24 protein-coding genes are annotated in these 22,796 nt (G+C 48.7%); 6 read left to right on the forward strand and 18 right to left on the reverse strand.

Annotated elements, in window-relative coordinates; translation table 11 throughout:
- Complete coding sequence (gene dapD, locus M2404_RS00560; RefSeq protein ID WP_259237524.1) at window positions 1-825, forward strand: 2,3,4,5-tetrahydropyridine-2,6-dicarboxylate N-succinyltransferase; 825 nt, start codon at window positions 1-3, stop codon at window positions 823-825.
- A 63-nt stretch (window positions 826-888) separates the two neighbouring features.
- On the opposite strand, the gene M2404_RS00565 is transcribed toward dapD, so the two are convergent.
- A complete protein-coding gene (locus M2404_RS00565; RefSeq protein WP_259237525.1) occupies window positions 889-1,083 on the reverse strand; it encodes a hypothetical protein in 195 nt (64 codons plus the stop codon).
- A 235-nt stretch (window positions 1,084-1,318) separates the two neighbouring features.
- On the opposite strand from M2404_RS00565, the gene cysZ reads away from it, so the two are divergent.
- Complete coding sequence (cysZ, locus tag M2404_RS00570; RefSeq protein WP_259237526.1) at window positions 1,319-2,080, forward strand: sulfate transporter CysZ; 762 nt, start codon at window positions 1,319-1,321, stop codon at window positions 2,078-2,080.
- Here the strand turns inward: cysZ and M2404_RS00575 are convergent.
- From M2404_RS00575 to M2404_RS00585, 3 genes are read right to left on the reverse strand one after another with little or no spacing between them, the layout of a single operon-like run.
- The gene (locus M2404_RS00575; protein WP_259237527.1) at window positions 2,077-2,526 is read right to left on the reverse strand and encodes a flavodoxin; all 450 of its coding nucleotides are present in this window, start codon (window positions 2,524-2,526) and stop codon (window positions 2,077-2,079) included. The two genes, cysZ and M2404_RS00575, sit on opposite strands and share 4 nt — an antisense overlap.
- Window positions 2,514-3,320 (reverse strand): tRNA pseudouridine(65) synthase TruC, encoded by an 807-nt coding sequence (truC, locus tag M2404_RS00580; RefSeq protein ID WP_259237528.1) that lies wholly within the window; start codon window positions 3,318-3,320, stop codon window positions 2,514-2,516. The genes M2404_RS00575 and truC overlap by 13 nt, the downstream gene beginning before the upstream one ends.
- Window positions 3,317-3,637, reverse strand: a complete 321-nt coding sequence (locus tag M2404_RS00585; RefSeq protein WP_259237529.1) for a YqcC family protein — start codon at window positions 3,635-3,637, stop codon at window positions 3,317-3,319. Before M2404_RS00585 ends, truC begins: the two co-directional genes overlap by 4 nt.
- 109 nt (window positions 3,638-3,746) lie before the next feature.
- On the opposite strand from M2404_RS00585, the gene M2404_RS00590 reads away from it, so the two are divergent.
- The gene (locus M2404_RS00590) at window positions 3,747-4,046 is read left to right on the forward strand and encodes a DUF3301 domain-containing protein (RefSeq protein ID WP_259237530.1); all 300 of its coding nucleotides are present in this window, start codon (window positions 3,747-3,749) and stop codon (window positions 4,044-4,046) included.
- On the opposite strand, the gene M2404_RS00595 is transcribed toward M2404_RS00590, so the two are convergent.
- A complete protein-coding gene (locus M2404_RS00595; protein WP_259237531.1) occupies window positions 4,043-4,366 on the reverse strand; it encodes an Mpo1-like protein in 324 nt (107 codons plus the stop codon). The genes M2404_RS00590 and M2404_RS00595 overlap by 4 nt on opposite strands.
- 18 nt (window positions 4,367-4,384) lie before the next feature.
- Window positions 4,385-5,035, reverse strand: a complete 651-nt coding sequence (locus M2404_RS00600) for a GNAT family N-acetyltransferase (protein WP_259237532.1) — start codon at window positions 5,033-5,035, stop codon at window positions 4,385-4,387.
- A gap of 179 nt (window positions 5,036-5,214) precedes the next feature.
- Here M2404_RS00600 and M2404_RS00605 point away from each other — a divergent pair, with 179 nt between their 5' ends.
- Complete coding sequence (locus M2404_RS00605; protein ID WP_259237533.1) at window positions 5,215-5,442, forward strand: DUF2789 domain-containing protein; 228 nt, start codon at window positions 5,215-5,217, stop codon at window positions 5,440-5,442.
- Between the two features lie 113 nt (window positions 5,443-5,555).
- Here the strand turns inward: M2404_RS00605 and eno are convergent, their stop codons facing one another.
- Together eno and M2404_RS00615 are read right to left on the reverse strand one after the other, a co-directional pair.
- Complete coding sequence (eno, locus tag M2404_RS00610; RefSeq protein WP_259237535.1) at window positions 5,556-6,848, reverse strand: phosphopyruvate hydratase; 1,293 nt, start codon at window positions 6,846-6,848, stop codon at window positions 5,556-5,558.
- Between the two features lie 60 nt (window positions 6,849-6,908).
- Complete coding sequence (locus tag M2404_RS00615) at window positions 6,909-8,546, reverse strand: CTP synthase (RefSeq protein WP_259237537.1); 1,638 nt, start codon at window positions 8,544-8,546, stop codon at window positions 6,909-6,911.
- 468 nt (window positions 8,547-9,014) lie between these two features.
- Between M2404_RS00615 and M2404_RS00620 the strand changes: the two genes are divergently transcribed.
- The gene (locus M2404_RS00620; protein WP_259237539.1) at window positions 9,015-9,380 is read left to right on the forward strand and encodes an HPF/RaiA family ribosome-associated protein; all 366 of its coding nucleotides are present in this window, start codon (window positions 9,015-9,017) and stop codon (window positions 9,378-9,380) included.
- A gap of 45 nt (window positions 9,381-9,425) precedes the next feature.
- Here the strand turns inward: M2404_RS00620 and mazG are convergent, their stop codons facing one another.
- Genes mazG through rlmD form a run of 3 tightly spaced genes read right to left on the reverse strand, consistent with a single transcriptional unit; the run spans window position 9,426 to window position 13,793 of the window.
- Window positions 9,426-10,226: a nucleoside triphosphate pyrophosphohydrolase gene (mazG, locus tag M2404_RS00625; protein WP_259237541.1), complete on the reverse strand. Its 801-nt coding sequence runs from the start codon at window positions 10,224-10,226 to the stop codon at window positions 9,426-9,428.
- A gap of 31 nt (window positions 10,227-10,257) precedes the next feature.
- Window positions 10,258-12,450, reverse strand: coding sequence for a GTP diphosphokinase (gene relA, locus M2404_RS00630; RefSeq protein WP_259237544.1), 2,193 nt, complete (start codon window positions 12,448-12,450; stop codon window positions 10,258-10,260).
- A gap of 20 nt (window positions 12,451-12,470) precedes the next feature.
- Window positions 12,471-13,793 carry a 23S rRNA (uracil(1939)-C(5))-methyltransferase RlmD gene (gene rlmD / locus M2404_RS00635; RefSeq protein WP_259237546.1) on the reverse strand — a complete coding sequence of 441 codons (1,323 nt, stop codon included), beginning with the start codon at window positions 13,791-13,793 and terminating at the stop codon, window positions 12,471-12,473.
- A gap of 81 nt (window positions 13,794-13,874) precedes the next feature.
- On the opposite strand from rlmD, the gene barA reads away from it, so the two are divergent.
- Window positions 13,875-16,586, forward strand: coding sequence for a two-component sensor histidine kinase BarA (barA, locus tag M2404_RS00640; RefSeq protein WP_259237547.1), 2,712 nt, complete (start codon window positions 13,875-13,877; stop codon window positions 16,584-16,586).
- Window positions 16,587-16,591: 5 nt separating this feature from the next.
- On the opposite strand, the gene acpS is transcribed toward barA, so the two are convergent.
- From acpS to lepA, 7 genes are read right to left on the reverse strand one after another with little or no spacing between them, the layout of a single operon-like run.
- Entirely contained in the window at window positions 16,592-16,987 is a 396-nt protein-coding gene (gene acpS, locus M2404_RS00645; protein ID WP_259237549.1) for a holo-ACP synthase, read from the reverse strand.
- Window positions 16,988-17,722, reverse strand: a complete 735-nt coding sequence (gene pdxJ, locus M2404_RS00650; RefSeq protein ID WP_259237550.1) for a pyridoxine 5'-phosphate synthase — start codon at window positions 17,720-17,722, stop codon at window positions 16,988-16,990.
- A 28-nt stretch (window positions 17,723-17,750) separates the two neighbouring features.
- Window positions 17,751-18,434: a DNA repair protein RecO gene (gene recO, locus M2404_RS00655; RefSeq protein WP_259237551.1), complete on the reverse strand. Its 684-nt coding sequence runs from the start codon at window positions 18,432-18,434 to the stop codon at window positions 17,751-17,753.
- A 6-nt stretch (window positions 18,435-18,440) separates the two neighbouring features.
- Window positions 18,441-19,349 carry a GTPase Era gene (gene era, locus M2404_RS00660; protein WP_259237553.1) on the reverse strand — a complete coding sequence of 303 codons (909 nt, stop codon included), beginning with the start codon at window positions 19,347-19,349 and terminating at the stop codon, window positions 18,441-18,443.
- Window positions 19,339-20,013 (reverse strand): ribonuclease III, encoded by a 675-nt coding sequence (gene rnc, locus M2404_RS00665; RefSeq protein ID WP_259237555.1) that lies wholly within the window; start codon window positions 20,011-20,013, stop codon window positions 19,339-19,341. The genes era and rnc overlap by 11 nt, the downstream gene beginning before the upstream one ends.
- A gap of 28 nt (window positions 20,014-20,041) precedes the next feature.
- Complete coding sequence (gene lepB / locus M2404_RS00670) at window positions 20,042-20,965, reverse strand: signal peptidase I (protein ID WP_259237557.1); 924 nt, start codon at window positions 20,963-20,965, stop codon at window positions 20,042-20,044.
- A 13-nt stretch (window positions 20,966-20,978) separates the two neighbouring features.
- Window positions 20,979-22,778, reverse strand: a complete 1,800-nt coding sequence (lepA, locus tag M2404_RS00675) for a translation elongation factor 4 (protein ID WP_259237559.1) — start codon at window positions 22,776-22,778, stop codon at window positions 20,979-20,981.
- Window positions 22,779-22,796: the final 18 nt, after the last annotated feature.

Raw genomic sequence — 22,796 nt, forward strand, 5'->3', positions numbered from 1 at the left:
ATGTCAGAGTTAAAAAACATTATCGAACAAGCATTTAAGCAACGTGCCGATATTACCCCCAGCACGGTATCGGCAGAAGTAAAACAAGCCGTAGAAGCGGTAATTACTATGCTGGATAACGGTAGTGCCCGGGTGGCAGAAAAAATAGCCGGTGAATGGGTAGTGCATCAGTGGCTGAAAAAGGCTGTATTACTGTCGTTTCGCATTAACGACAACCAGGTAATGGACGGCGCCGAAAACCGCTTTTTTGATAAAGTACCAATGAAGTATGCCAGCTACACTGACGCACAGTTCCGTACTGACGGTGTACGCGTAGTGCCACCAGCTGCGGTACGTCGTGGTAGTTATGTGGCAAAAAATGTGGTACTTATGCCCTCTTATGTAAACATCGGCGCCTATGTCGGCGAAGGCACTATGGTAGACACCTGGGCCACGGTAGGTAGCTGTGCACAAATTGGTAAAAATGTGCATTTATCCGGCGGCGTAGGCATTGGTGGCGTATTAGAACCGTTGCAGGCTAACCCAACCATTATTGAAGATAACTGCTTTATCGGCGCCCGCTCTGAAGTGGTAGAAGGCGTTATCGTTGAAGAAGGTGCTGTACTGTCAATGGGCGTATACATTAGCCAGAGCACGCGTATTTATGACAGAGAAACCGGCGAAATCAGCTATGGCCGGGTACCTGCTGGCGCCGTTGTCGTGCCAGGCTCAATTCCCTCAAAAGATGGCAGCCACAGCTTATATGCCGCTATCATTGTGAAAAAAGTCGATGCGCAAACCCGTGCTAAAGTGGGTATTAACGCCCTGCTGCGCAGCGTCGAATAACTTAGGGTTACAAAAGCAAAACGGCAGGTTGTTCCTGCCGTTTTTTATTGCAATGCAACTGCTTTAGCCGATATACAGCATTACCGCAAAACTAACCAGGCCCACCGCAGCAAAGATGCCATATTCGAGGCGCTTTTCAAATTGCTTCTCTGCGCCCTCTGCCGCTGGTACCAACAAGGCCGAAATAAGACAGGTTAACCCTGCCAGTAAGCACAGTGTGGTTACCCCAAATACCAATGCAGAACCTAACATCGCCATATATCACCCTTAGTTGCTGTTAAAAGTTGCTGTTAAAAGTTGCTGTTAAAACCAGTTAAACCGCGCCGCGGCAAAAAAACTGCGCGCATTCTAGCATAAAAACCCTGCCGGCACGCCAGAACTGTGTTACAGCGTTATATTCTGTTACCAAAAAACCTGAGCCAGTACAGCAGAATTAAGGCCAGACACCTTATACTGCCAGCATAGCTGTTAAGGTATTTTAGCGGAGGTTTTAATGTACTACTTTTTTCGTGGCTTAACTTTGATCTATACCAAAGGCTTGAAGCGTTTTGTCCTGATCCCACTGCTGATTAATCTGTTGCTGTTTTCTTTCGCATTCTACATTTTGTTACAGCAAGTCAGCGCTATGGTGGCTGCAGTGCAACAGTACTTACCCGACTGGCTGCATTGGCTGGAATATTTATTAATCCCGCTTGGTGTAATGTCACTGGTAATAGGCCTGGCATACAGCTTTACCATGGTGGCTAACTTTATTGCTGCGCCTTTTAATGGCCTGCTAAGTGAGAAAGTAGAGGCACATTTATCCGGCAGAACACTACCTGATACCGGCCTGGCCGGTTTTATTAAAGATATACCGCGTATGCTGGCACGCGAATGGCAAAAGTTTATTTACGCCCTGCCGCGAGCCATTGTATTGTTTGTGCTGTTCTTGTTTTTACCGTTTATTGGCCCAATTTTGTGGTTTTTATTTACCAGCTGGCTGCTGGCGATACAGTATTGCGACTACCCATACGACAATCATAAAATCGATTTTCGCACTATGCGTGCACAGTTACGCGCTCAGCCCGGCAACAGCTTTGCCTTTGGCATCACTGTCAATATCGCCTGCATGATCCCGTTGTTTAATCTGTTTGTGATGCCCGTTGCAGTATGCGGTGCCACGGCTATGTGGGTAGATAAACTGGCTGCACAAAACGACCCGGCACTAAAAGCACCGGGCGCAAAGGCTTACAACAAGCTGGATAAATATTGTTAGTTCAGATTGGCAAACTGCTGCTTAAGCCACGGCAAGGCAATGCTCTCCGGCTCCAAAGTTTCTCCGGCGTCGATACGCAGCATCGGCGCCAGTTCTGTGCCTTGAATTTCCAGCAACAGCTCACGGAACTTCTCCCCGGCAGCACAAAAGGTGTCGTAGCTACTGTCTCCCAGCGCTATAACCGCAAACTTTTTGCCGGTTAACAGCGGGAAACGGTTTTGTACATCAAGGAAAAACGGAAACACATTGTCAGGTATATCACCCTGGCCGGTGGTGGAGCTTACTACCAGCCAGATATCGGCATTAAAGCTCAGCACATCATCCAGCTTAGCTTCATCATAAAGCGCTACCTCATGCCCCAGGCCGTTTAACAACGGCAGGGCTTCTTCAGCAACATACTGGGCAGCGCCATAGACGGTGCCGACAATCAGGGCTATTTTTGCCATTTTTTCTCCATAAAAAGCTCAGCAAATTGTTGCTGATAATAAGCGTCATCTACCGGCCAGCCAAATTGGCCAAACAATGCTTCAAGCCCGTTAAGACCAGCACTGAACTGCAAAGTTTCCGCTGTAACCGGATGCTGTAACTGTAACTGCTTGGCAATGAGCAATAAGCGGCGGCAACTGAAGTGCTGTTTAAACAGCGCATTATGCTTACCGTCACCGTGGCTGGTGTCACCCACTATCGGATGGCGTAAATGCGCCAGATGACGGCGCAGCTGGTGTTTACGCCCGGTTAAAGGTTGCAGTGCCACTAGCGAGTAGCGCGCTGCCGGATATTTACTTACCGGTATTGGTAGTTCAACCCGCTGTAACGGCTGATAACGGGTAATAGCCTGCTGCGGTGCTTTATCATCGCGGCTGAATTTGTCAGCTATTTTATCCAGCTCTTCTTTTAGCGGGTAATCCAGCTCACCGCCCTGTGGCACAAAACCGCGCACTACGGCCAGATAATGTTTATGCCACAGTTGTTTTTCCTGCTGCGCCCCTAACAAGCGTGCAACCTCGCCGGATAAGGCAAACACTAACACGCCGGATGTTGGCCGGTCTAACCGGTGTACCGGAAACACATGCTGGCCAATCTGGTCGCGCAGAGTTTGCATAACAAATACAGTTTCGTGTTTATCAAGAAACGAGCGGTGCACCAGCATGCCACTGGGTTTATCTATCGCGACTATGTGCTCGTCCTGATATAAAATACGCAGTGGTGCATTTAGCTCAAAAGGTTCGGCTGCGCTCATTTTGTGCCTGACAAAGTGCTATCTATACGCGCAATAATACCAAGTAATGGCATCACACGTACGCCATGAGCTTTAAACGCCTCTGTTGCAACCGGCAGCACACTGATTTTATTGGGCAAAGCTGATTTTGCATCCAGCAATGCCTGCATCCGTGGTAAAAAAATAAATTGCAGCCACTGTTCAAGCGCCATAGTGTCATAGCAAAACGGCACTGTGCTGGCCATCGCTGCGGGTTGCGGCGCTACTGTACTCCAAAGCTGTTGCTGTTTAAGCTCGTTTTCCAGTTCAATAAGCAGGGTTTTAACCACGTCTGACATAACTACCTCGTAATAAGCGGCACAGTTTAACATAAGCTAAAGCTGCAGCCAGCCCTTGTAAAAAGCGTGATGAATCAGCATTATCTGCCAATAGTTTTGGGAGTTATTTATGGGTCCAGTATTACTACTGTTGATAATCAGCAGTATTTGTTATGCCTTCTGGCTGCAACGCAAACAAGATGAACGCGCCATAGTAGTGGCGCGCCAGCTATGCCAGCAACAGCAATTGCAAATGCTTGACTGTGGCCGCAGTGGCCATAGTTTTCGTAAAATAAACGGCCATTTACGTTTTATTACTTCGTATCAGGTAGATTTCAGCGGTGACGGCGAAAGCCGTTATCAGGCAGAGTTGTTACTTAGCGGCATGCGGCTGGCAGCGTTTAACCTGCCAGCCTACCGTATCAACTAAACAGACTTAACCGCCAGCTTATGTTTTAGCTGGCCGGTTAAAAAATCTTTAAACATTACCCAATCAGCCGCCAGGCTGTAAAACGGATATTGGAAGGTGGCAGGCTTATTATGTTCAAACAAAAAATGCCCCAGCCAGGCAAAGCCGTAACCAATCACCGGTAACAACCATAGCCAGCTCCATTGCTGCGTAACCAGCGCATACAGCAGCACAGCAATGACTAAAGTGCTGCCGATATAGTGCAGCGCACGGCACACCGGGTTTTGGTGTTCGCTTAAATAATATGGGTAAAACTCTGCGAAACTGCTGAATTTATTCATCGGCGTTCCCCTGCTAAACTACCCGGCCAGCTGTTGCCGTGGCCGGAACATCAGGGTACCACTTACGGTATTAAACGCCAGCTCGGTCACCGGCTGATATTTGTCACCGGCAAAAAATGCCTGATATTTTTCCAGCGTAACAAAGACACCAATGCCGGCAGAGTGCTGATCTTGATCCACTATAGAATCTACCGCATGAATAAGGTAATGCCCCAACCCGAGGTGCTGCTGCCTGGGAGCAACGGCAATAAACGCCAGCATATGGTAGCGCTCTGCCGGTATGGCAGCATGAATTTTTTGCTCTTTCTCCAGCAACTGTTTAGTAGAAACATAGCCTGCTGTCAGTAACATTTTAAGCCGCCAGTGCCACAACCGGCTGGCGCCAATACCTGAATCCGGCGTAATAACACAAGCCACACCCAACAACTGCTCAGCAGAAAACAAACCTATCATGGGCTGCTTTGCCTGCCAGAAGGTATTTAACTCTTCACGAATAGCCGCACGCAGCCGTTGTTCATAATCTGTTTTGTCGGCACGGAAAATTTCCATAAACAGCGGATCATCATAATAAGACTGATACAGCAATGATGCTGCCAGTTTTAATTCATCAGCACTGAGCAAAATTGCTTTTAGCCGGTCCAGCTCTACCGTATTCAATTCAGCCAACATACATACCCCGTCTGTTATTGTTGTTTTTTTATCCATCTTTTATCCACAATAGCAGCAAGGCTTTATATTGCCAAGCAGCGGTTTTACAGCATAACCCGCTATGCAGCAAAACTACTTTTTAACGAAATAGTGCGCAAAGGACTATGCTGTATTAATTACTATATCGACGAGGCTAAGTTATGGACACATCACAACATGATCTGCACACTTTGTTCGCGCAGTTAGGTTTAGATAATGATGAGCAAGCTATACGCCGGTTTGTCAGCCAGCATAAACTGCCCGCCAATACAACAATACAAGATGCGCCGTTTTGGAATCAGGCCCAGGCCAGTTTTTTACGTGAGTCACTTAAACAAGATGCAGAATGGTGTGAAGTTATTGACGAGCTAAACACCTTATTACATTAATACCAGGCGATAACCGCTATATAATTGTCGGCCAGATACAACAAAGCCACCTCGCGGTGGCTTTATTTTTTTGCCTGACAACAGGGCGGCAGTAAGTAGTTACCTAGTGGTAATTACTGGCCTTTAATTTCGCTGCGGCCTTTGTACGGCGCTTTGCCACCCAGCTCCTGCTCAATACGCAGTAACTGGTTGTATTTAGATACGCGGTCAGAGCGGCAAAGTGAGCCGGTTTTTATTTGACCAGCGGCAGTACCTACGGCTAAATCGGCAATAAAGGCATCTTCGGTTTCGCCACTGCGGTGCGAAATAACGGCAGTAAAGCCAGCGTCTTTGGCCATTTTAATCGCAGCCAGAGTTTCGGTTAACGAACCAATCTGGTTAAACTTGATTAGGATAGAGTTACCAATGCCCTGTTCGATGCCGCGGGTTAAAATTTTGGTGTTGGTAACAAATAAATCATCACCTACCAACTGCACTTTGCTGCCGATTTTATTGGTTAAGTCTTTCCAGCCATCCCAGTCGCTTTCATCCAGACCATCTTCGATGGACACGATAGGATAACGCTGGCTTAAACCTGCCAGGTAGTCGTTAAAGCCGTATGAATCAAAGCTCTTGTTTTCGCCACTTAGTACATACTTACCGTCTTTATAAAACTCTGAAGCCGCACAATCCAGCGCCAGTGTGATGTCTTTATCCATCTCGTAACCGGCAGCTTTTACCGCTTCTACGATCACAGATAAGGCTTCTTCATTTGATTTTAAATCCGGTGCAAAACCGCCTTCATCGCCCACTGCAGTATTTAAGCCACGCTTTTGCAGTTCTTTTTTCAGGCTGTGGAAAATCTCGGCGCCCATACGCAGTGCTTCAGCAAAGGTTTTAGCGCCTACCGGCTGCACCATAAATTCCTGAATATCGACGTTGTTATCAGCGTGCTCGCCACCGTTGATAATATTCATCATCGGTACTGGCATGCTGTATACGCCAGAGGTGCCGTTTAAATCAGCAATATGCTGGTATAACGGGATTTTTTTATCGGCAGCGGCTGCACGGGCTACCGCTAATGACACGGCCAGAATAGCATTAGCACCCAGCTTACTCTTGGTTTCAGTGCCGTCTAAATCGATCATGATCTGGTCGATTTCTGCCTGGTTATACGCGTTTTTACCTTTTAACGCCGCCTGAATTGCGCCATCAATATTGGCAACTGCTTTAGTCACACCCTTACCTAAGTAACGGCTTTTGTCGCCGTCGCGCAGTTCTAACGCTTCGCGTGAACCGGTAGAGGCACCAGATGGCGCGCAACCACGGCCCATAGCGCCACTGGCTAAGTACACATCGGCTTCTACTGTTGGGTTACCGCGTGAATCCATAATTTCGCGGGCGATAATTTTTACAATTTCAGACATGCTTTGAGTCCCCTGTTCTAAAACGAAAAAGCCGTGTTAACTGACACGGCTTAGCACAAGTTATACGCGTTGCTGCTTCTGCACTTTGTACGCGGCTGCGACAAAGGCCTGAAACAACGGGTGACCATCCCGTGGTGTCGAGTTAAATTCCGGGTGGAATTGCCCGGCAACAAAAAACGGGTGTGATGGTATTTCTATCATCTCTACCAGTTGATTGTCGGCAGACAAACCTGATACCACTAATCCTGCCTCTTCTAATTGCGGCCGTAAGTTGTTATTCACTTCATAGCGGTGACGATGCCGCTCCTGAATAACCGCTTTACCGTAAATTTCGCGGGCTTTAGTATTGTCTATAAGGTTACAGTTCTGGCTGCCAAGACGCATGGTGCCACCCAAGTCAGACTTGTCTGAACGGGTTTCCACCGAGCCGTCGGCATCGCGCCATTCGGTAATTAAACCCACTACCGGGTAAGGTGTGTCTTTATTAAATTCAGTAGAGTGCGCATGGCTCATGCCCACTACGTTACGGGCAAATTCAATCAGTGCTACCTGCATACCTAAACAGATACCCAGATACGGCACTTTATGTTCGCGGGCATATTGCGCGGCTAAAATTTTACCTTCAACACCACGCTCGCCAAAACCACCCGGTACTAAAATACCATCCAAGCTGGCTAAAATGCCAACGCCTTTACTTTCAACGTCCTGCGAGTCGATATATTTAATATGCACGCTAACACGGTTTTTCAGCCCGGCATGGCCCAGCGCCTCGTTAACCGATTTATACGCATCCGGCAGTTCAACGTACTTACCTACCATACCAATGGTAATTTCACCGGTAGGGTTCGATTCCTGGTACAGCACCTGCTCCCACTCAACTAAATCAGCCTCTGGCGCTTCAATATAAAAACGGCGGCAAACTAAATCGTCCAGGCCTTGTGATTTTAACAGCGCCGGAATTTGATAAATACTTGAGACGTCTTTTAATGAAATAACTGCTTTTTCTTCCACATTGGTGAACAACGCAATTTTGGCACGCTCGTTAGCAGGAATAGCACGGTCAGAGCGACACACCAGAATATCCGGCTGAATACCGATAGAACGCAGCTCTTTTACCGAGTGCTGGGTCGGTTTGGTTTTAATTTCACCGGCAGTGCCTAAATACGGCACCAGCGTCAGGTGCATATACAGGGTACGCTCGCGGCCCACTTCGGTGCCTAACTGGCGGATAGCTTCTAAAAACGGCAGCGATTCAATATCACCAACAGTACCGCCAATTTCAACGATAGCAATATCGTAACCTTCAGCGCCGGCAATTACACGGCTTTTAATTTCGTTGGTAATGTGCGGAATAACCTGAATAGTGGCGCCCAGATAATCGCCACGGCGCTCACGGCGCAATACGTCGGCGTAAATACGGCCCTGGGTGAAGTTATTACGCTTGGTCATTTTTGTGCGGATAAACCGCTCATAATGGCCAAGATCAAGATCGGTTTCAGCACCGTCTTCGGTAACAAACACTTCGCCATGCTGAATAGGGCTCATGGTACCCGGGTCAACGTTAATGTAGGGGTCAAGTTTGAGGATGGTGACTTTAAGGCCACGAGCTTCCAGAATAGCAGCCAGTGATGCTGCAGCAATGCCTTTACCTAAGGAGGAAACCACGCCACCCGTCACAAAGATATATCTTGTAGTCATGAGACCCCTGAGACAATGTTAATCAATAGATGAATACCAAAACAAAAAAACACCAAGCGCCCGGTGCCTAAACACTGGGGTACAACGGTTGTTCAAGAATTGGTATCAGGACGGGAGGAAAGTATAGCAAAGCGCGCAACGGCACTCAACGTAAAGCTGCTGGCTAACGTGATTTAGTCAGTTATCTTTCTCCGATACGAACCGGTTTGCTCACACCAACACGCCGTAAACCCGTCCCTGGGGGCTCGATTCGGCCATCCTGGCCTGCAACGGTTGATTTAGAGCAAGCCGATTCTCACTGTATTTGCATTCAACCAACAATTGCCTTGCAACAGAAATTTTTAGCCTCCTCCCCTTGAGTGTGCCGCTCACAGTCTCCAGATAAGTAGTAGCAGATGGAAACCATTCGACGCCGGCGGGGTCTGTAAATTGTGTACCCCGCTAAAGAGTCAACAACAGGAGTAGCCTATGCAAATTCAAATTAATACAGACCGTCATATTAAGGCCGATGAGCGCCTTGCTGAGTTTGTTCGCGATGCATTGAACAGCAAGCTCAACCGCTTTACTGACCACGTAACCCGGATTGAAGTGCATTTAAGTGACGAAAACGGCAGCACCAAACATGAAGGCCATGATAAGCGGTGTTTACTTGAAGCGCGCCCGGAAGGACTGGATCCTGTAGCCGTTACAGAACATGCTGCTACTGTTGGCCAGGCAATTACCGGCGCTGCAGATAAGCTGCAACGTAAGCTTAGTTCGCTGGTAGGTAAATTACGCGATAAACATGTACGGGCGCCTAACGCCGTATATGTGGAGCCAGACGAAGTCAATTAACTGTTCATTATAACAGGGCGCTATACCTTATAAGCGGCGCCCTTTTTACTGCGCTTGTTTCTTTACCACTTGCCACAGCGCTTCCATTTCAGCCAGGTTAGATTGCTGCGCTGTTTTACCTGCTGCAGCTAATGCCTGTTCTACTTTGCGAAAACGCGTTTCAAATTTACGGTTAGCGGCACGCAGTACTGCTTCAGGGTCAAGCTTATGTTTGCGTACTACGTTAACCAGAGCAAACATTAAATCACCCAGCTCTTCGGCCAGTTCTTCACTACCAGCCTGCGTTTGCTCTACTTCAAGAATTTCTTCTTTTACTTTATCCCAACAGCCCTCAACATTGGGCCAGTCAAAGCCGACATTAGCGCAGCGTTTTTGCAGTTTGTAAGCCCGGCTTAATGCCGGCATCGCCTGTGGAATATTGTCCAGCACACTGTGCAGGCCACTTTCTTTACGCTCGTTACTTTTTAGTGCCTCCCAGTTCTGCAACACTTTTTCTGCAGTGGTGGCATCTTCTATTGCTATATCACCCGTTGCGTGCTCAGAAAAGACATGCGGATGGCGCCGTTCCAGTTTGTCGCAAATAGCCGTGACACAATCGTCAAACTCAAAGCGGCCTTCTTCTTTGGCGATTTGGGCATAAAACACCACCTGAAACAGTAAATCACCCAGCTCATCTTTTAGCTCGTCAAAGCTCTCCCGGGCAATCGCATCAGCTACTTCATAGGCTTCTTCCAGCGTGTAAGGCACTATAGTGGCGTAGCTTTGTTTTAAATCCCACGGGCAGCCACGTTGCGGGTCGCGCAAGCGGCTCATAATGCCCAGCAGGCGGGTTATATTATCTGACACTCTGCTCTCTTTATATTTACTACGCGAAAGATTAATGATGAAAACGCTTGGCTTCTACTACATCATCTATCTGGCTGATTTTACTTAATAACTTATTAAGTGAGTCCAGATTATACAGCTCCATCGTCATATTAATTACTGCGGTTTGCGCTTTAATATCCGAACTGCTGCTCATCTTGGTCACGTTGGCTTTTTCGTTAGCCAAAATACTGGTGATGTCCCGCAGTAAACCATTGCGATCATGCGCTACGATACGGATATCCACCTCATAGCCAGAGGCGTATTTATCGCCCCAGGTGGCATCTACTACCCGCTCGGGGTGGCTGTCCTGCAGGGTTTTAAACTGGTCGCAGTCATCACGGTGAATAGCAATACCACGGCCCTGCGTTATATAGCCGATAATAGCATCGCCCGGTAGCGGGTGGCAGCAACCGGCCATATGCGTCAGCAGGTTACCCACGCCCTGCACAACTACATCGCTTTTCGCTTTAGTTGCAGGCAGCGGTTTGGTAATTAAACGCGGATCTATTTCCGGCTCTTCTTTAACATACTGGCTTTGAATAAAGTGCACTACCTGGGTCACTTTAATTTCGCCGCCGCCAATACCTACCAATAGCTCGTCCATACTATTAACGTTAAACCGGCTCAGTACTTTGGCCGGGTACTCCATTACCAGATTCAGCCGTGTCAGTTCGGTATCCAGCAGTTCTCTGCCGGCAGCCAGGTTTTTATCTCTGTCCTGCAGGCGAAACCAGTACTGCACTTTTGAACGGGCACGGCTGGATTTTAAATAACCCAAATGCGGATTTAACCAGTCGCGGCTGGGATTAGGTTCACGGCCGGTAAGTATTTCTACCTGATCGCCGGTTTTCATCTGATAGGTAAAAGGTACGATCCGGCCGGACACCTTGGCCCCAATGCACCGATGGCCAACATTAGAGTGCACATAATAAGCAAAATCCAGCGGTGTTGAACCCATCGGTAAATCGACAATATCGCCCTTAGGCGTAAAAACATAAACGCGATCTTCAATAACCTGGTTGCGCAGCTCTTCAGCTAAATCGCTGCTGTCTACCACATCCTCCTGCCATTGCAGTAATTTACGCAGCCAGCCAATTTTCTCATCATTGGCACCATCTTTACCGGCTACAGCGCCTTCTTTATAGCGCCAGTGTGCCGCTACGCCCAGCTCTGAGTCTTCATGCATCTGCCGGGTGCGGATCTGAATTTCTACTGCCCGGCCCTGCGGCCCCAGTACAACGGTATGAATTGACTGATACCCGTTTTGTTTTGGTGTGGCGATATAATCATCAAACTCTTTTGGTAAATGCCGCCAGCTAGTATGCACTATGCCCAGCGCACCATAGCAATCCTGTACTTTGTCGGTCACAATGCGCACTGCACGGATATCGTATAACTGATCAAAGGCCAGCTGTTTTTTCTGCATTTTTTTCCAGATACTGAAAATATGCTTGGGCCGGCCATACACTTCTACGGCCAGATTGGCATCGGCCATTTTTTGCCGCACGGCAGCAACGAAGTCTTGCATATACTGTTCGCGGTCAAGGCGCTTTTCTTCCAGCAAACTGGCTATTTGCTTGTACAATTGCGGGTGCAAATACCGAAACGCAAAATCTTCCAGCTCCCACTTAATTTGGCCAATGCCTAAACGGTTGGCCAGCGGGGCAAAAATAGCGTTGGTTTCTTTGGCCGCCAGTACCCGGGTTTCTTCGTCGGCGTTTTTAACCTCACGCAGGTAACAAATTTGCGCGGCCAGTTTAATCACCACCGCACGCACATCTTCTACCATCGCCAGCAGCATACGGCGCAGATTATCGGCCTGCTGCGGGTTAACACTCTGATTAGGGCCGGTAGGAATACTCCGGATAGCCTCCATCTGCTGCACCGCACGCAGCATGGTTAATACATGAGACGGAAAAGCAGACTCCAGTTGCTCCAGACTAACCAACTCAGCTTCCAGCAGCGGAAACAGCAAAGCAGCCAGTAAAGAGTCACTATCCATTCGCAGCTCTGCCAGAATTTCGACCATCTCCCAGCCGGTGCGAACAGCCAGTATGGGTTCTACCAACTGATGCTGTTTCAACCACTCAGCCGCGGCCATCAAACTGCTGATTTTCTTTTCAGTCAGCCCCAGTGAGCATAACCATTCCAGCGTTTCACCACTGTTGTAATCAGTGCTGTGCGACTGGCGAACCCTAACCATGTGCTGTTCCCTCTTTTTTACTACCGGCTGAACAACGCCATTAATTCAAGATGGCTGGTATGCGCAAACATATCAACACCGCCTATTTTATCCAGCTTGTAACCGCTTTGCAGCAATACTCTGGCATCACGGGCGAAGGTGGCGGCATTGCACGACACGTACAATATCTGTGCCGGTTTTAGCTTTGCTATCTGCTCTGTGGCCCCCTGCGCACCGGCTCGGGCCGGATCCAGCAGTACTTTGGTATATACCGGCTTGTTCCACTGCGCTTTTGGCCAGGCCAGGTGTAAATCGGCCTGATACGCTTCTACGTTGCTAAGACCGTTTAACTTAGCATTGGTTGCCAGTTGTTGCACCATTTTGGCAACACCTTCTATGGCATGCACTGTTTTGGCTCGTTGTGCCAGCGCCAGAGTAAAATTACCAATGCCGGAATACAAATCCAGCACAGTGTCATTGGCCGAGATATTCAACCAGTTAACAGCCTGTGTCACCATCTGCTGGTTTAATACAGCATTAACCTGAATAAAATCATCCGGTGCAAACTGCAGGCTAAGCTGCTGCTCAGTCAACTGATATTGCGGTATTACAGGCTGCTGCCAATAGCTGAATATACCCGGCTCCGCTTCTCCCAGCCAGATAGCCTCCGGCCAGGCAGCAACAAACAGTTGCTGTTCAATATCAGTAAGCGCTTTGATATGCCGCAGTACCACAAAAGCCTTGCCATCAGCTTCAAGCACTTCAGCATGAGTTACCGCAGTTGGGTCTTTCAGTTGGCTTAGCACTTTATTCAGCACCTTAAATACCGGTACCAGCAGCGGTGATAACACCATGCAATTGTCTATGGCTACAATTTGCTTATCGGCATTCTGGCGAAAACCTATGCTAAAGCGGCGCAGCTTTTTGTCATACCAGATGCCGATGCGGGCACGGCGGCGATAACCGCTGTCAGAGGCCGTTAACATAGGCTGCCACGGCAAAGATTTTAAACCAGTTTGATGGCAAATCAGCTTATCAACGCCCTGCTGCTTTAACTCACGCTGGCTGGCAGCACTGATATGCTGCAACTGACAGCCGCCACATTGCGCTGCAAACTGGCAAGGCGGTGTAATACGGAGTGTTGACGCCTGCAACACTTTTACCGTACTGGCTTTAAGAAAACCGGCTTTGTCTTCCAACACCTTAGCCTGTACTTTTTCACCCGGTAGCGCAGCACTGACAAAAGCTATTTTTTGCTCATGCTTGCTTATGCCATGCACCTCATAATCGCTGTCATCTATGTGAAAGGTAAAGGTTTTGCCCAGTAAACTGGCTTTAGGTCTGGCTTTATATACGTTAAGCATGGGTTCTCTATCGGGTTATAGGCAAGCGCGACGTCTTATGTCATTATCGCAGCAAGAATCTTTACTAAACAGCCTGCATAGATGACGAAAATGGGTTTGCGTTCCTGGTTACTGCTTTGCAGTTTGCTGCCAGCTGTACTGGTAAGTGTATTCTGCGTCGGCTATTTTAGCTATGTTCGCTATCATGAGTTAGCATTTTCTTTAGCAGACCGCGCCAGACATATTGCCCTGCCACTGGCTATCAGCAGCCACGACTTGCTCAGCCGTGGCAACACCGCAGCTTTGCAGCAATTACTGGATAACAGCCACCGGCTAAACTCCCCGCTAATCAGCAATATAAGCCTGATTAACGGCGACAACCAATTGATATTCAGCACCAACCCGCAGCATTTTAATAAGCACCAGTTGCTGTCAGCGCCAACATTGCTAAGTAACACGGACATGGTGATATCTGATGGCAACAGTTTATTGTTATACCAACCGTTAGCCACAGGAACCCTGCCTGGACAACCGCGCGATACTGCTTATCTGCTGGTACAGCTACAGCAATCTCAGTTGCAGTTACAACAGCAGGCCGTGCGCTTCAATGCTTTACTGTTACTGCTGGCCTGTCTGCTACTGGCAACTGTACCAGTATGGTATTTACTGCGCTGCATTCACAGACCCGTTCATCAGTTACAGGCACATTTACAACAACTGCTTAGCGGCAACACCACAGCACGCAACATGACCATGGTACAGGAGCTAGCCCAGCTGCAACAGGGGCTAAACCAGCTAGGTCATTTTCTGGCCAGCCAGGAACAGGATATGCAGCAGCAAATTGAACAGGTTACCAGCGATTTGCAGCAAAGTATGGAACAATTGGAAGTACAGAATATTCAACTTGATTTTGCCAAACGTAAAGCGCAGGAAGAAAACCGGCAAAAATCTGAATTTTTAGCAAAAATGAGCCATGAACTGCGCACGCCGTTAAATGGCGTCATTGGTTTTACCCGCCAGTTACTTAAAACCCAATTATCCAGCAGCCAGCACGATTACCTGACCACTATCCAAAAGTCAGCCAATAGTTTGCTGCATCTGGTGAATGATGTGCTGGACTTCTCCAAACTGGAAGAAGGCCGCTTGTCTGTTAACCCGGAGCCCTTCTCACTGCGTGATGTACTGAACGATGCGACTGAATTGCTCGCCGCCAATGCGTTCGATAAACATCTGGAACTGGTACTGATGATTGAACCAGACTGCCCGGACGATTTAATTGCGGATCCGGGGCGTTTTGTACAGGTACTGATGAACATCGCCGGTAACGCCATTAAATTTACTGATCACGGCAGTGTTGTTATTCGTGTGTCGGGCACCTTACTTAACGAAGATCAGCTTATTTTGCATTGCTCTGTACAGGACACCGGCCGCGGTATCGGCACCGAGCAACAGCAATTACTATTTCAGGGCTTTACCAGCAAAGACCCACGCAGCCATCAAAGCGGCTCCGGTCTGGGCCTGATGATCTCACAGCGCTTAGTGCAGGCTATGGGCGGCAACCTTGGCTTTGAAAGTAAACAGGCCGAAGGCTCAACCTTCTGGTTTACCATTAAATGCCAGCGCCATCATTTGTCGGTTGCCGACAGCCTGCCACTTGATGTGCTGGACAACAAACACCTGCTGTACTTCGAACCCCAACAGCACTCCCGTGAAGCCACATTAAGTTTGCTGCACCACTGGGGGCTGCAGGTGACAGCCTGTGCCACCAAAGGCCAACTGCAGCAAGCTCTGGCGCATCAGCAACATTATGATATCGGCCTGATAGGCCGTACTATTGCTATTAACCAGGTAAATCAGGTGCTGGATCTGATCCACCAGGTGAAACTGCAGTGCGATAATACTTACTTGCTGGTTAACACTCTGTCACCACACTTGCGCGAAACACTGCTTAGCTCAGGAGCCAATGCCTGTTTGTCTAAACCACCACATATCCGCAAACTAGCTTTGACACTGGCACAGCCGTATTTGCAGCAATACAGTACGATATTGCCGCAGGCAAAACAGAAAAAGGTTAGCCTTAAAGTGCTGACCGTTGACGATAACGACGCCAACCTGAAGTTAATTAACACTCTGCTGGCTGAGCATGTTGATCATATTGATTCTGCGCGCGATGGTGCCGAAGCGTGGCACAAAGCCACCCAGCATGCCTATGACATTATCTTTATGGATATTAATATGCCGGTAATGGACGGTGTAACCGCCTGCCAGCGCATCAGGCAAAGCTCACTGAATGAACATACTCCGGTGATTGCCGTAACGGCACAGGCCATTGACGGTGAACGGGATCGTTTGCTAACACTGGGTTTTGACGAGTTTTTAAGTAAACCGCTGGACGAAACCATGCTGCATTGCAGCTTGCAGGAGTTTTGCCCCGCCAGCCGTTTGCAGCAAAGCATCCCGGCATTACCCGGCAGCAAACTGATACACTGGCCCACAGCCATAGAGCGGGCCGCAGGCAAGCACGACTTAATGAAAGAAATGCTGCAAATGCTGATTGCCAGCATTACGCCTACCCGCCATGCGCTGCAACAGGCATTGGCAATACATGATGAAAACCAGGTATTACAGCAAGTGCATAAATTACATGGTGCCTGCTGCTATACCGGTGTACCACGGCTAAAAAATCTGGCAGAGCTGCTGGAAACCCAGCTAAAGCAGGGAAAAAGCCTGGCAGAACTGGAACCCGAGTTGCTTGAACTGGATGACATACTGCAGGCGCTGTGGCAGGAAAGCCAGCAATGGCCTGACTGGTAAAGCCGCTATTGCCGCTCCAGAATAACTGTTGCGGCAGCATAAGCCTGCTCATCAGTGATCGACAGCCAGATATGGCTGACTCCCATACCTGCAGCCAGTTCGCTGGCATAATCCGTTAACGCCAGCCTCGGTGCCCCATCGGCATTATTGCTTATGCTGATATGCTGAAACGACACCCCGCGGCCAATCCCCGTTCCCAATGCTTTGGCTGCCGCTTCTTTAGCAGCAAAGCGTTTGGCAAAATAGCGGGCGGCATTGGCCGGGTGGTTTTCTGCCAAACCGGCATAAATAGCCTGCTCGTCTGATGTCAGTATCCGCTTTACCAGCGCCGGGCTGCGGGCCAGGCTTTGCTCAATACGGGCAATTTCAACAATATCAGTGCCAAGGCCAACAATTGCCATTTAGCTGCGCGCCTCAACCATTAAACGTTTCATTTCGCGTACCGCAGCATCCAAGCCACTGAAAATCGCACGGGCCACAATGGCATGGCCAATGTTCAGTTCATGCATTTGAGGTATAGCAGCAATAGGCTGTACGTTATGGTAGTGCAAACCATGGCCGGCGTTGACAATTAAACCCAAAGACGAGGCAAACTCAGCCGCTTCACGAATGCGCGCAAGCTCTGCTGCCTGCACTGCAGCATCTTTAGTTTCGGCATATTTGCCGGTATGAATTTCAATATAAGGCGCACCGGCTTTGGCTGCGGCTTCAATCTGGCGGTGATCCGCATCAATAAACAATGACACCAGAATGTCCTGCTCGTGCATCCGGCTTACCGCATCGGTAATACGGCTTAACTGGCCCGCTACTTCAAGCCCGCCTTCAGTCGTCAGCTCCTGGCGCTTTTCCGGTACAAAGCAGGCAAAGTGTGGTTTAAGTTCGCTGGCAATAGCTAACATTTCATCGGTCACTGCCATTTCAAAATTCAGCCGGGTGGCAATAGTCTGGCGCAATACAAACACGTCGCGATCAACAATATGCCGCCGGTCTTCGCGCAAGTGCACGGTAATGCCGTCAGCACCGGCCTGCTCTGCCATTAAGGCTGCATGTACCGGCTCCGGGTAGTAAGTACCACGGGCCTGACGCAACGTAGCTACGTGGTCAATATTGACACCAAGAAAAACAGGATTAAACATACCAGACTCCGGACGATAAAAAGAAAAATCAACCGCCTTCAAACAGCGCCCTGCTGGCCAGCGGTTTACTGCCAAGCAAAGGGGCCAGAATTTGCCGGCTTAACTGTTTGGCACAGCGGCGGGTGTCAGCACTTTGCCACTGGCCATTGCCAATATTTAACAAGTGCATGCCTGCAAAACCATTAGCGGCGGCAACAAAGCCCTGCTCATGTTGCCACTGATAACACCAGGCTGTATTCAATGGGTTACCATCAGCATCTTGCTGCCAGTCAATTGGCTGGCCAAGCTCCGTTAGCAGCGCAAACTCAAACTCACGCAAACAGGGTTCAAGCTCGCCGCTGCCCTGCTGCACCAGCATCAGCTGTTGCAGGCTGTGCTGATAAAGATTAAACAGTTGTTCAGCCGCCAGGTTATCCGGCCATAAACGGCATATCAGTTCATTAAGATAAATGCCGCTGTACAGCACCTTACCGCTAAATAAAAAAGCCGCTGCGGCTTCGTCAATGCTTTTTACCGTTTTTAGCTCTGTACGACCACTAAGCTGCAACATAAACGGCTGAAACGGCTGTAGCGCCAGGCGTTGCTTGCCCTGGCGTTTGCGTACCACTGCAGAAACACGGCCCTGCTCTGGCAGCAATAATTGTAAAATCAGCTTGTCTTCACCAAGCGGGCGGCTGTGTAAAATAAAAGCAGGCCAAAGCTCAGCGTGCATAATGCTTTAATCTTCGCCGTAACCCAGGCTACGCAAGGCCCGCTCATCGTCAGCCCAGCCAGATTTTACTTTAACCCATACCTGCAAAAATACCGGCTGGTCAAGCATTGCAGCCATATCAATACGGGCCTCGGTGGCAATGGTTTTTATCCGCTCACCTTTATTGCCGATAACCATGCGTTTTTGGCTATCGCGCTCTACCAGCACCAGTGCCGCTATATGGTAGTGCTTTTCTTCCCACTTAAAGCGCTCAATTTCTACGGTAACAGAGTACGGTAATTCATCGCCTAAAAAGCGCATCAGTTTTTCGCGCACAATCTCTGCTGCCATAAAGCGCATGGAGCGATCAGTAACGTAATCATCCGGGAAGAAGAATTCACATGGTGGTAAATGCTGCTGTACCACAGAGCGCAGCGCCTCTACGTTGTCGCCGGTTTCTGCAGACAATGGCACCACATCAACAAAATTAAGCTGCGCACCCAGCCATTGCAAATGTGGCAGCAAGGTGTCTTTATCACGGAACAAATCCACTTTATTGACAACCAGGATCACCGGCTTTTTCGCGGCAATCAGCCGGTTCAGTACCATCTGGTCATCATCGTTCCAGCGGGTGCCTTCAACAACAAACAGCACAAACTCTACATCTAAAATTGAACTGGCAGCAGCTTTGTTCATTAGCCGGTTAATAGCACGTTTCTCTTCACTGTGCAGGCCAGGGGTGTCTACATACACCGTCTGGTAATTATCACGGGTATCAATACCAACGATACGATGCCGGGTAGTTTGTGGCTTTTTTGACGTAATACTGACTTTTTGCCCTACCAGCTTATTTAGTAAGGTCGACTTACCCACATTAGGCCGCCCCACAATCGCCACCAAAGCAGCATAGGTTGGCGTTTGAGTGTTATCTGTCATGCTTGATTTTTTCCAGCGCCATATGAGCGGCGTCTTGCTCTGCCTTACGGCGTGAACTGCCGGTAGCGGTAAAAGGTGCCATACCGGCGATAGTACAGCGCACGGTAAAGGTTTGCTGATGCGCTTCGCCAGCGGTTGCTACCACATCGTATTGCGGTAGCGCTAAGCGTAGCCCTTGCAGGTGCTCCTGCAACAGCGTTTTAGAGTCTTTCTGCTCACCCGGTGTAATAGTATTAAGCCGCGAGCCAAACCAAAGCAGAATACGCTCTTTGCAGGCAGCCATACCGCTATCAAGGTAAATAGCGCCCAAAATGGCTTCAACCGCGTCAGCTAAAATAGATTCACGGCGAAAACCACCGCTTTTAAGCTCGCCCGGCCCAAGCCTTAAATGGTCTGACAGCCGCAGTTCCTGAGCAATTTCAGCTAGCGTAACGCCCTTTACCAGCGCTGCGCGCATACGGGTTAAATCGCCTTCACGCGCTTTAGGGAAATTATCGTATAAAGTTTCTGCAATTACTAAGCTTAGTATGGCGTCGCCAAGAAACTCAAGCCGCTCATTATGCTGGCCTTTGCAACTACGGTGGGTAAGCGCTTGCTCCAGCAGCGCCGGTTGGTGAAACTGATAGCCCAAACGGGCCATCAGTGGTGTTAACGATTTTTGCATGCTTGTCTCTTAGTGCTGGCTGTACCGCTTAGTGAATAGGACCAAGCCGGCCAAAACGCACTCCCGTTGGTACCCAACCCGGTAACCAGCTGTTGGGGTCTTCATTAAATTCAAAACTCATCCAGATAAATACCGCTTTACCAACCATATTGTCCTCTGGCACAAAGCCCCAGAACCGGCCATCACGGCTGTTATCACGGTTATCGCCAAGCACAAAATAGTGGCCTTCCGGCACAACAAACTCATCAATTGCGGTGCCGCGCTGTTTAAAGAAAAACTCAGTGTGCTCGCGTCTTGCCGGTGTTTGCAAAATGTCATGCGTCACTTTACCAAGTTGTTCAGAGTAGCGGCGCTGCGGGCTTTGATCCTGGTAAAACTCGCCTTCGTTTTTCAGGCTCAGCTCCACCATTTCCAGCTTGCCACAATCTGTTTGCTCAGCGACGGTGCAGGCTTTTTCAATAAACAGTTGTTTATTGCGATAAATAACCCTGTCTCCCGGCACACCGATAACCCGTTTAATATAGTCGATGGTGGGTTGCTCCGGGTATTTAAACACGGCCACATCGCCACGCTGCGGCTTGTTATTGCTGTATAAGGTTTTGCGCCACACCGGATCTTTCACATCGTAGGAGAATTTCTCCACCAGAATAAAGTCACCTACCAGCAGCGTTGGCATCATTGAGCCTGACGGGATCTGAAACGGCTCATAAATAAAAGAGCGGAAAATAGTGATCAGGGCAATAACAGGAAAAATAGATTTTGCTGTTTCTACCAGTTGCGGCTCTTTGAGCAGCTCTTCACCGGCCTCAAGCGGTAATTCACCGCCAGCAGCGGTTTGAGCGCTAACCAGTTTTTGCTGGCGTTTTGGCGCCAGCACTAAAGCATCCAGCAACCAGATTAAACCGCTGGCCAGTGTTAATAACACCAGAAAGATTGCAAAATAGCCTGCCATGTAAATCCCTTATTTATTTACCCACTTTCAGAATGGCGAGGAAGGCTTCCTGTGGAACTTCCACATTACCTACCTGCTTCATGCGTTTTTTACCTTCTTTTTGCTTTTGCAGCAGTTTTTTCTTCCGGCTGATGTCACCGCCATAACATTTCGCCAGTACGTTTTTACGCATCTGCTTAACAGTAGTACGGGCAATAACGTGGTTGCCTATAGCAGCCTGAATAGCGATATCAAACATTTGGCGTGGGATCAGCTCTTTTAATTTGTCAGCCAGTTGCCGGCCACGGCCCTGAGCAAAATCAATATGGCTGATAATAGCCAGCGCATCTACCCGCTCGCCGTTAATCAAAATATCTACCCGCTGCATATTCGAGACCTGGAAGCGTTTAAAACTGTAATCCAGAGAGGCATAACCACGGCTGGTCGATTTTAAACGGTCAAAGAAGTCCATTACCACTTCGGCCATCGGCAGCTCATATACCACGGCCACCTGACGGCCGTGATAGCTCATATTCATCTGCACACCGCGTTTTTCAATACACAGGGTAATAACATTACCCAGGTATTCCTGCGGCACCAGGATATGTGCTTCAACAATCGGCTCGCGAATTTCATCAATATCATTTACGGCAGGCAAAGCGCTGGGGTTGTCTACCATCACGGTTTCACCGTTTTTCTTCAGCACTTCGTACACTACTGTTGGTGCCGTGGTGATCAGGTCCAGATCGTACTCACGCTCTAAACGTTCCTGAATAATTTCCATGTGCAGCATACCCAGGAAACCAATACGGAAACCAAAGCCCAGTGCACCGGAGTTTTCCGGCTCATAAAACAGCGACGAATCGTTCAAGCTAAGCTTGGCCAGCGCATCGCGGAAATCTTCGTAATCGTCACTGGATACCGGGAATACCCCGGCATAAACCTGAGGTTTAATACGCTTAAAACCTGGCAGTGCTGTTTCGGCACTGTTTTTCGCCAGCGTTAAAGTATCACCTACCGGTGCACCTTTAATCTCTTTAATACCGGCAATAACAAAGCCTACTTCACCGGTTTTTAATTCGCCGGTGTTAGTGGCTTTGGGGCTGAATACCCCCACTTTGTCTACTTCATAGCTTTGGCCGGTAGACATAACTTTAATTTTATCTTTGGCTTTGATGCTGCCGTGCTTCACCCGTACCAGCGACACAACACCCTGGTAAGAGTCAAACCAGGAGTCAATAATCAGCGCCTGTGTTGGCTGCTCGGGTTCACCTTCCGGTGGCGGGATTTTTTTAACAATGGTTTCCAGCACATCTTTAATGCCCAAACCGGTTTTAGCTGAGCACTGCACAGCACCTAAAGCTTCAATACCGATAATATCTTCGATTTCTTCTGATACCCGGTCTGGTTCAGCCTGCGGCAAATCAATTTTATTCAGTACCGGCAACACTTCTAAATTCATATCCAGCGCGGTATAGCAGTTAGCTACTGTTTGCGCCTCTACGCCCTGGCCGGCATCTACTACCAGCAGCGCACCTTCACACGCAGCCAGTGACCGGCTTACCTCATAGGTAAAATCGACGTGACCTGGCGTATCGATAAAGTTCAGCTGATAAGTTTCACCATCGTCTGCTTTGTAATACAGCGTAACGCTCTGCGCTTTAATGGTAATACCGCGCTCACGCTCTAGGTCCATTGAGTCCAGTACCTGTTGCTGCATTTCACGATCAGATAAACCGCCACAATACTGAATTAAACGATCAGACAGCGTAGATTTACCATGGTCGATATGGGCAATAATAGAAAAGTTTCTGATGTGATTTAGTTTAGGCATGTTGTCCGCAAAACTGAG

This window comes from Rheinheimera pacifica (genome assembly GCF_024809855.1).
GTDB lineage: Bacteria > Pseudomonadota > Gammaproteobacteria > Enterobacterales > Alteromonadaceae > Alishewanella > Alishewanella pacifica_A.

What these genes read in the sequence shown, in the direction of transcription:
- dapD (WP_259237524.1), top strand. Translation starts at nt 1, where the DNA reads ATGTCAGAGTTAAAAAACATTATCGAACAAGCATTTAAGCAACGTGCC.
- M2404_RS00565 (WP_259237525.1), bottom strand. Translation starts at nt 1,083, where the DNA reads ATGGCGATGTTAGGTTCTGCATTGGTATTTGGGGTAACCACACTGTGC.
- cysZ (WP_259237526.1), top strand. Translation starts at nt 1,319, where the DNA reads ATGTACTACTTTTTTCGTGGCTTAACTTTGATCTATACCAAAGGCTTG.
- M2404_RS00575 (WP_259237527.1), bottom strand. Translation starts at nt 2,526, where the DNA reads ATGGCAAAAATAGCCCTGATTGTCGGCACCGTCTATGGCGCTGCCCAG.
- truC (WP_259237528.1), bottom strand. Translation starts at nt 3,320, where the DNA reads ATGAGCGCAGCCGAACCTTTTGAGCTAAATGCACCACTGCGTATTTTA.
- M2404_RS00585 (WP_259237529.1), bottom strand. Translation starts at nt 3,637, where the DNA reads ATGTCAGACGTGGTTAAAACCCTGCTTATTGAACTGGAAAACGAGCTT.
- M2404_RS00590 (WP_259237530.1), top strand. Translation starts at nt 3,747, where the DNA reads ATGGGTCCAGTATTACTACTGTTGATAATCAGCAGTATTTGTTATGCC.
- M2404_RS00595 (WP_259237531.1), bottom strand. Translation starts at nt 4,366, where the DNA reads ATGAATAAATTCAGCAGTTTCGCAGAGTTTTACCCATATTATTTAAGC.
- M2404_RS00600 (WP_259237532.1), bottom strand. Translation starts at nt 5,035, where the DNA reads ATGTTGGCTGAATTGAATACGGTAGAGCTGGACCGGCTAAAAGCAATT.
- M2404_RS00605 (WP_259237533.1), top strand. Translation starts at nt 5,215, where the DNA reads ATGGACACATCACAACATGATCTGCACACTTTGTTCGCGCAGTTAGGT.
- eno (WP_259237535.1), bottom strand. Translation starts at nt 6,848, where the DNA reads ATGTCTGAAATTGTAAAAATTATCGCCCGCGAAATTATGGATTCACGC.
- M2404_RS00615 (WP_259237537.1), bottom strand. Translation starts at nt 8,546, where the DNA reads ATGACTACAAGATATATCTTTGTGACGGGTGGCGTGGTTTCCTCCTTA.
- M2404_RS00620 (WP_259237539.1), top strand. Translation starts at nt 9,015, where the DNA reads ATGCAAATTCAAATTAATACAGACCGTCATATTAAGGCCGATGAGCGC.
- relA (WP_259237544.1), bottom strand. Translation starts at nt 12,450, where the DNA reads ATGGTTAGGGTTCGCCAGTCGCACAGCACTGATTACAACAGTGGTGAA.
- rlmD (WP_259237546.1), bottom strand. Translation starts at nt 13,793, where the DNA reads ATGCTTAACGTATATAAAGCCAGACCTAAAGCCAGTTTACTGGGCAAA.
- barA (WP_259237547.1), top strand. Translation starts at nt 13,875, where the DNA reads ATGACGAAAATGGGTTTGCGTTCCTGGTTACTGCTTTGCAGTTTGCTG.
- acpS (WP_259237549.1), bottom strand. Translation starts at nt 16,987, where the DNA reads ATGGCAATTGTTGGCCTTGGCACTGATATTGTTGAAATTGCCCGTATT.
- pdxJ (WP_259237550.1), bottom strand. Translation starts at nt 17,722, where the DNA reads ATGTTTAATCCTGTTTTTCTTGGTGTCAATATTGACCACGTAGCTACG.
- recO (WP_259237551.1), bottom strand. Translation starts at nt 18,434, where the DNA reads ATGCACGCTGAGCTTTGGCCTGCTTTTATTTTACACAGCCGCCCGCTT.
- era (WP_259237553.1), bottom strand. Translation starts at nt 19,349, where the DNA reads ATGACAGATAACACTCAAACGCCAACCTATGCTGCTTTGGTGGCGATT.
- rnc (WP_259237555.1), bottom strand. Translation starts at nt 20,013, where the DNA reads ATGCAAAAATCGTTAACACCACTGATGGCCCGTTTGGGCTATCAGTTT.
- lepB (WP_259237557.1), bottom strand. Translation starts at nt 20,965, where the DNA reads ATGGCAGGCTATTTTGCAATCTTTCTGGTGTTATTAACACTGGCCAGC.
- lepA (WP_259237559.1), bottom strand. Translation starts at nt 22,778, where the DNA reads ATGCCTAAACTAAATCACATCAGAAACTTTTCTATTATTGCCCATATC.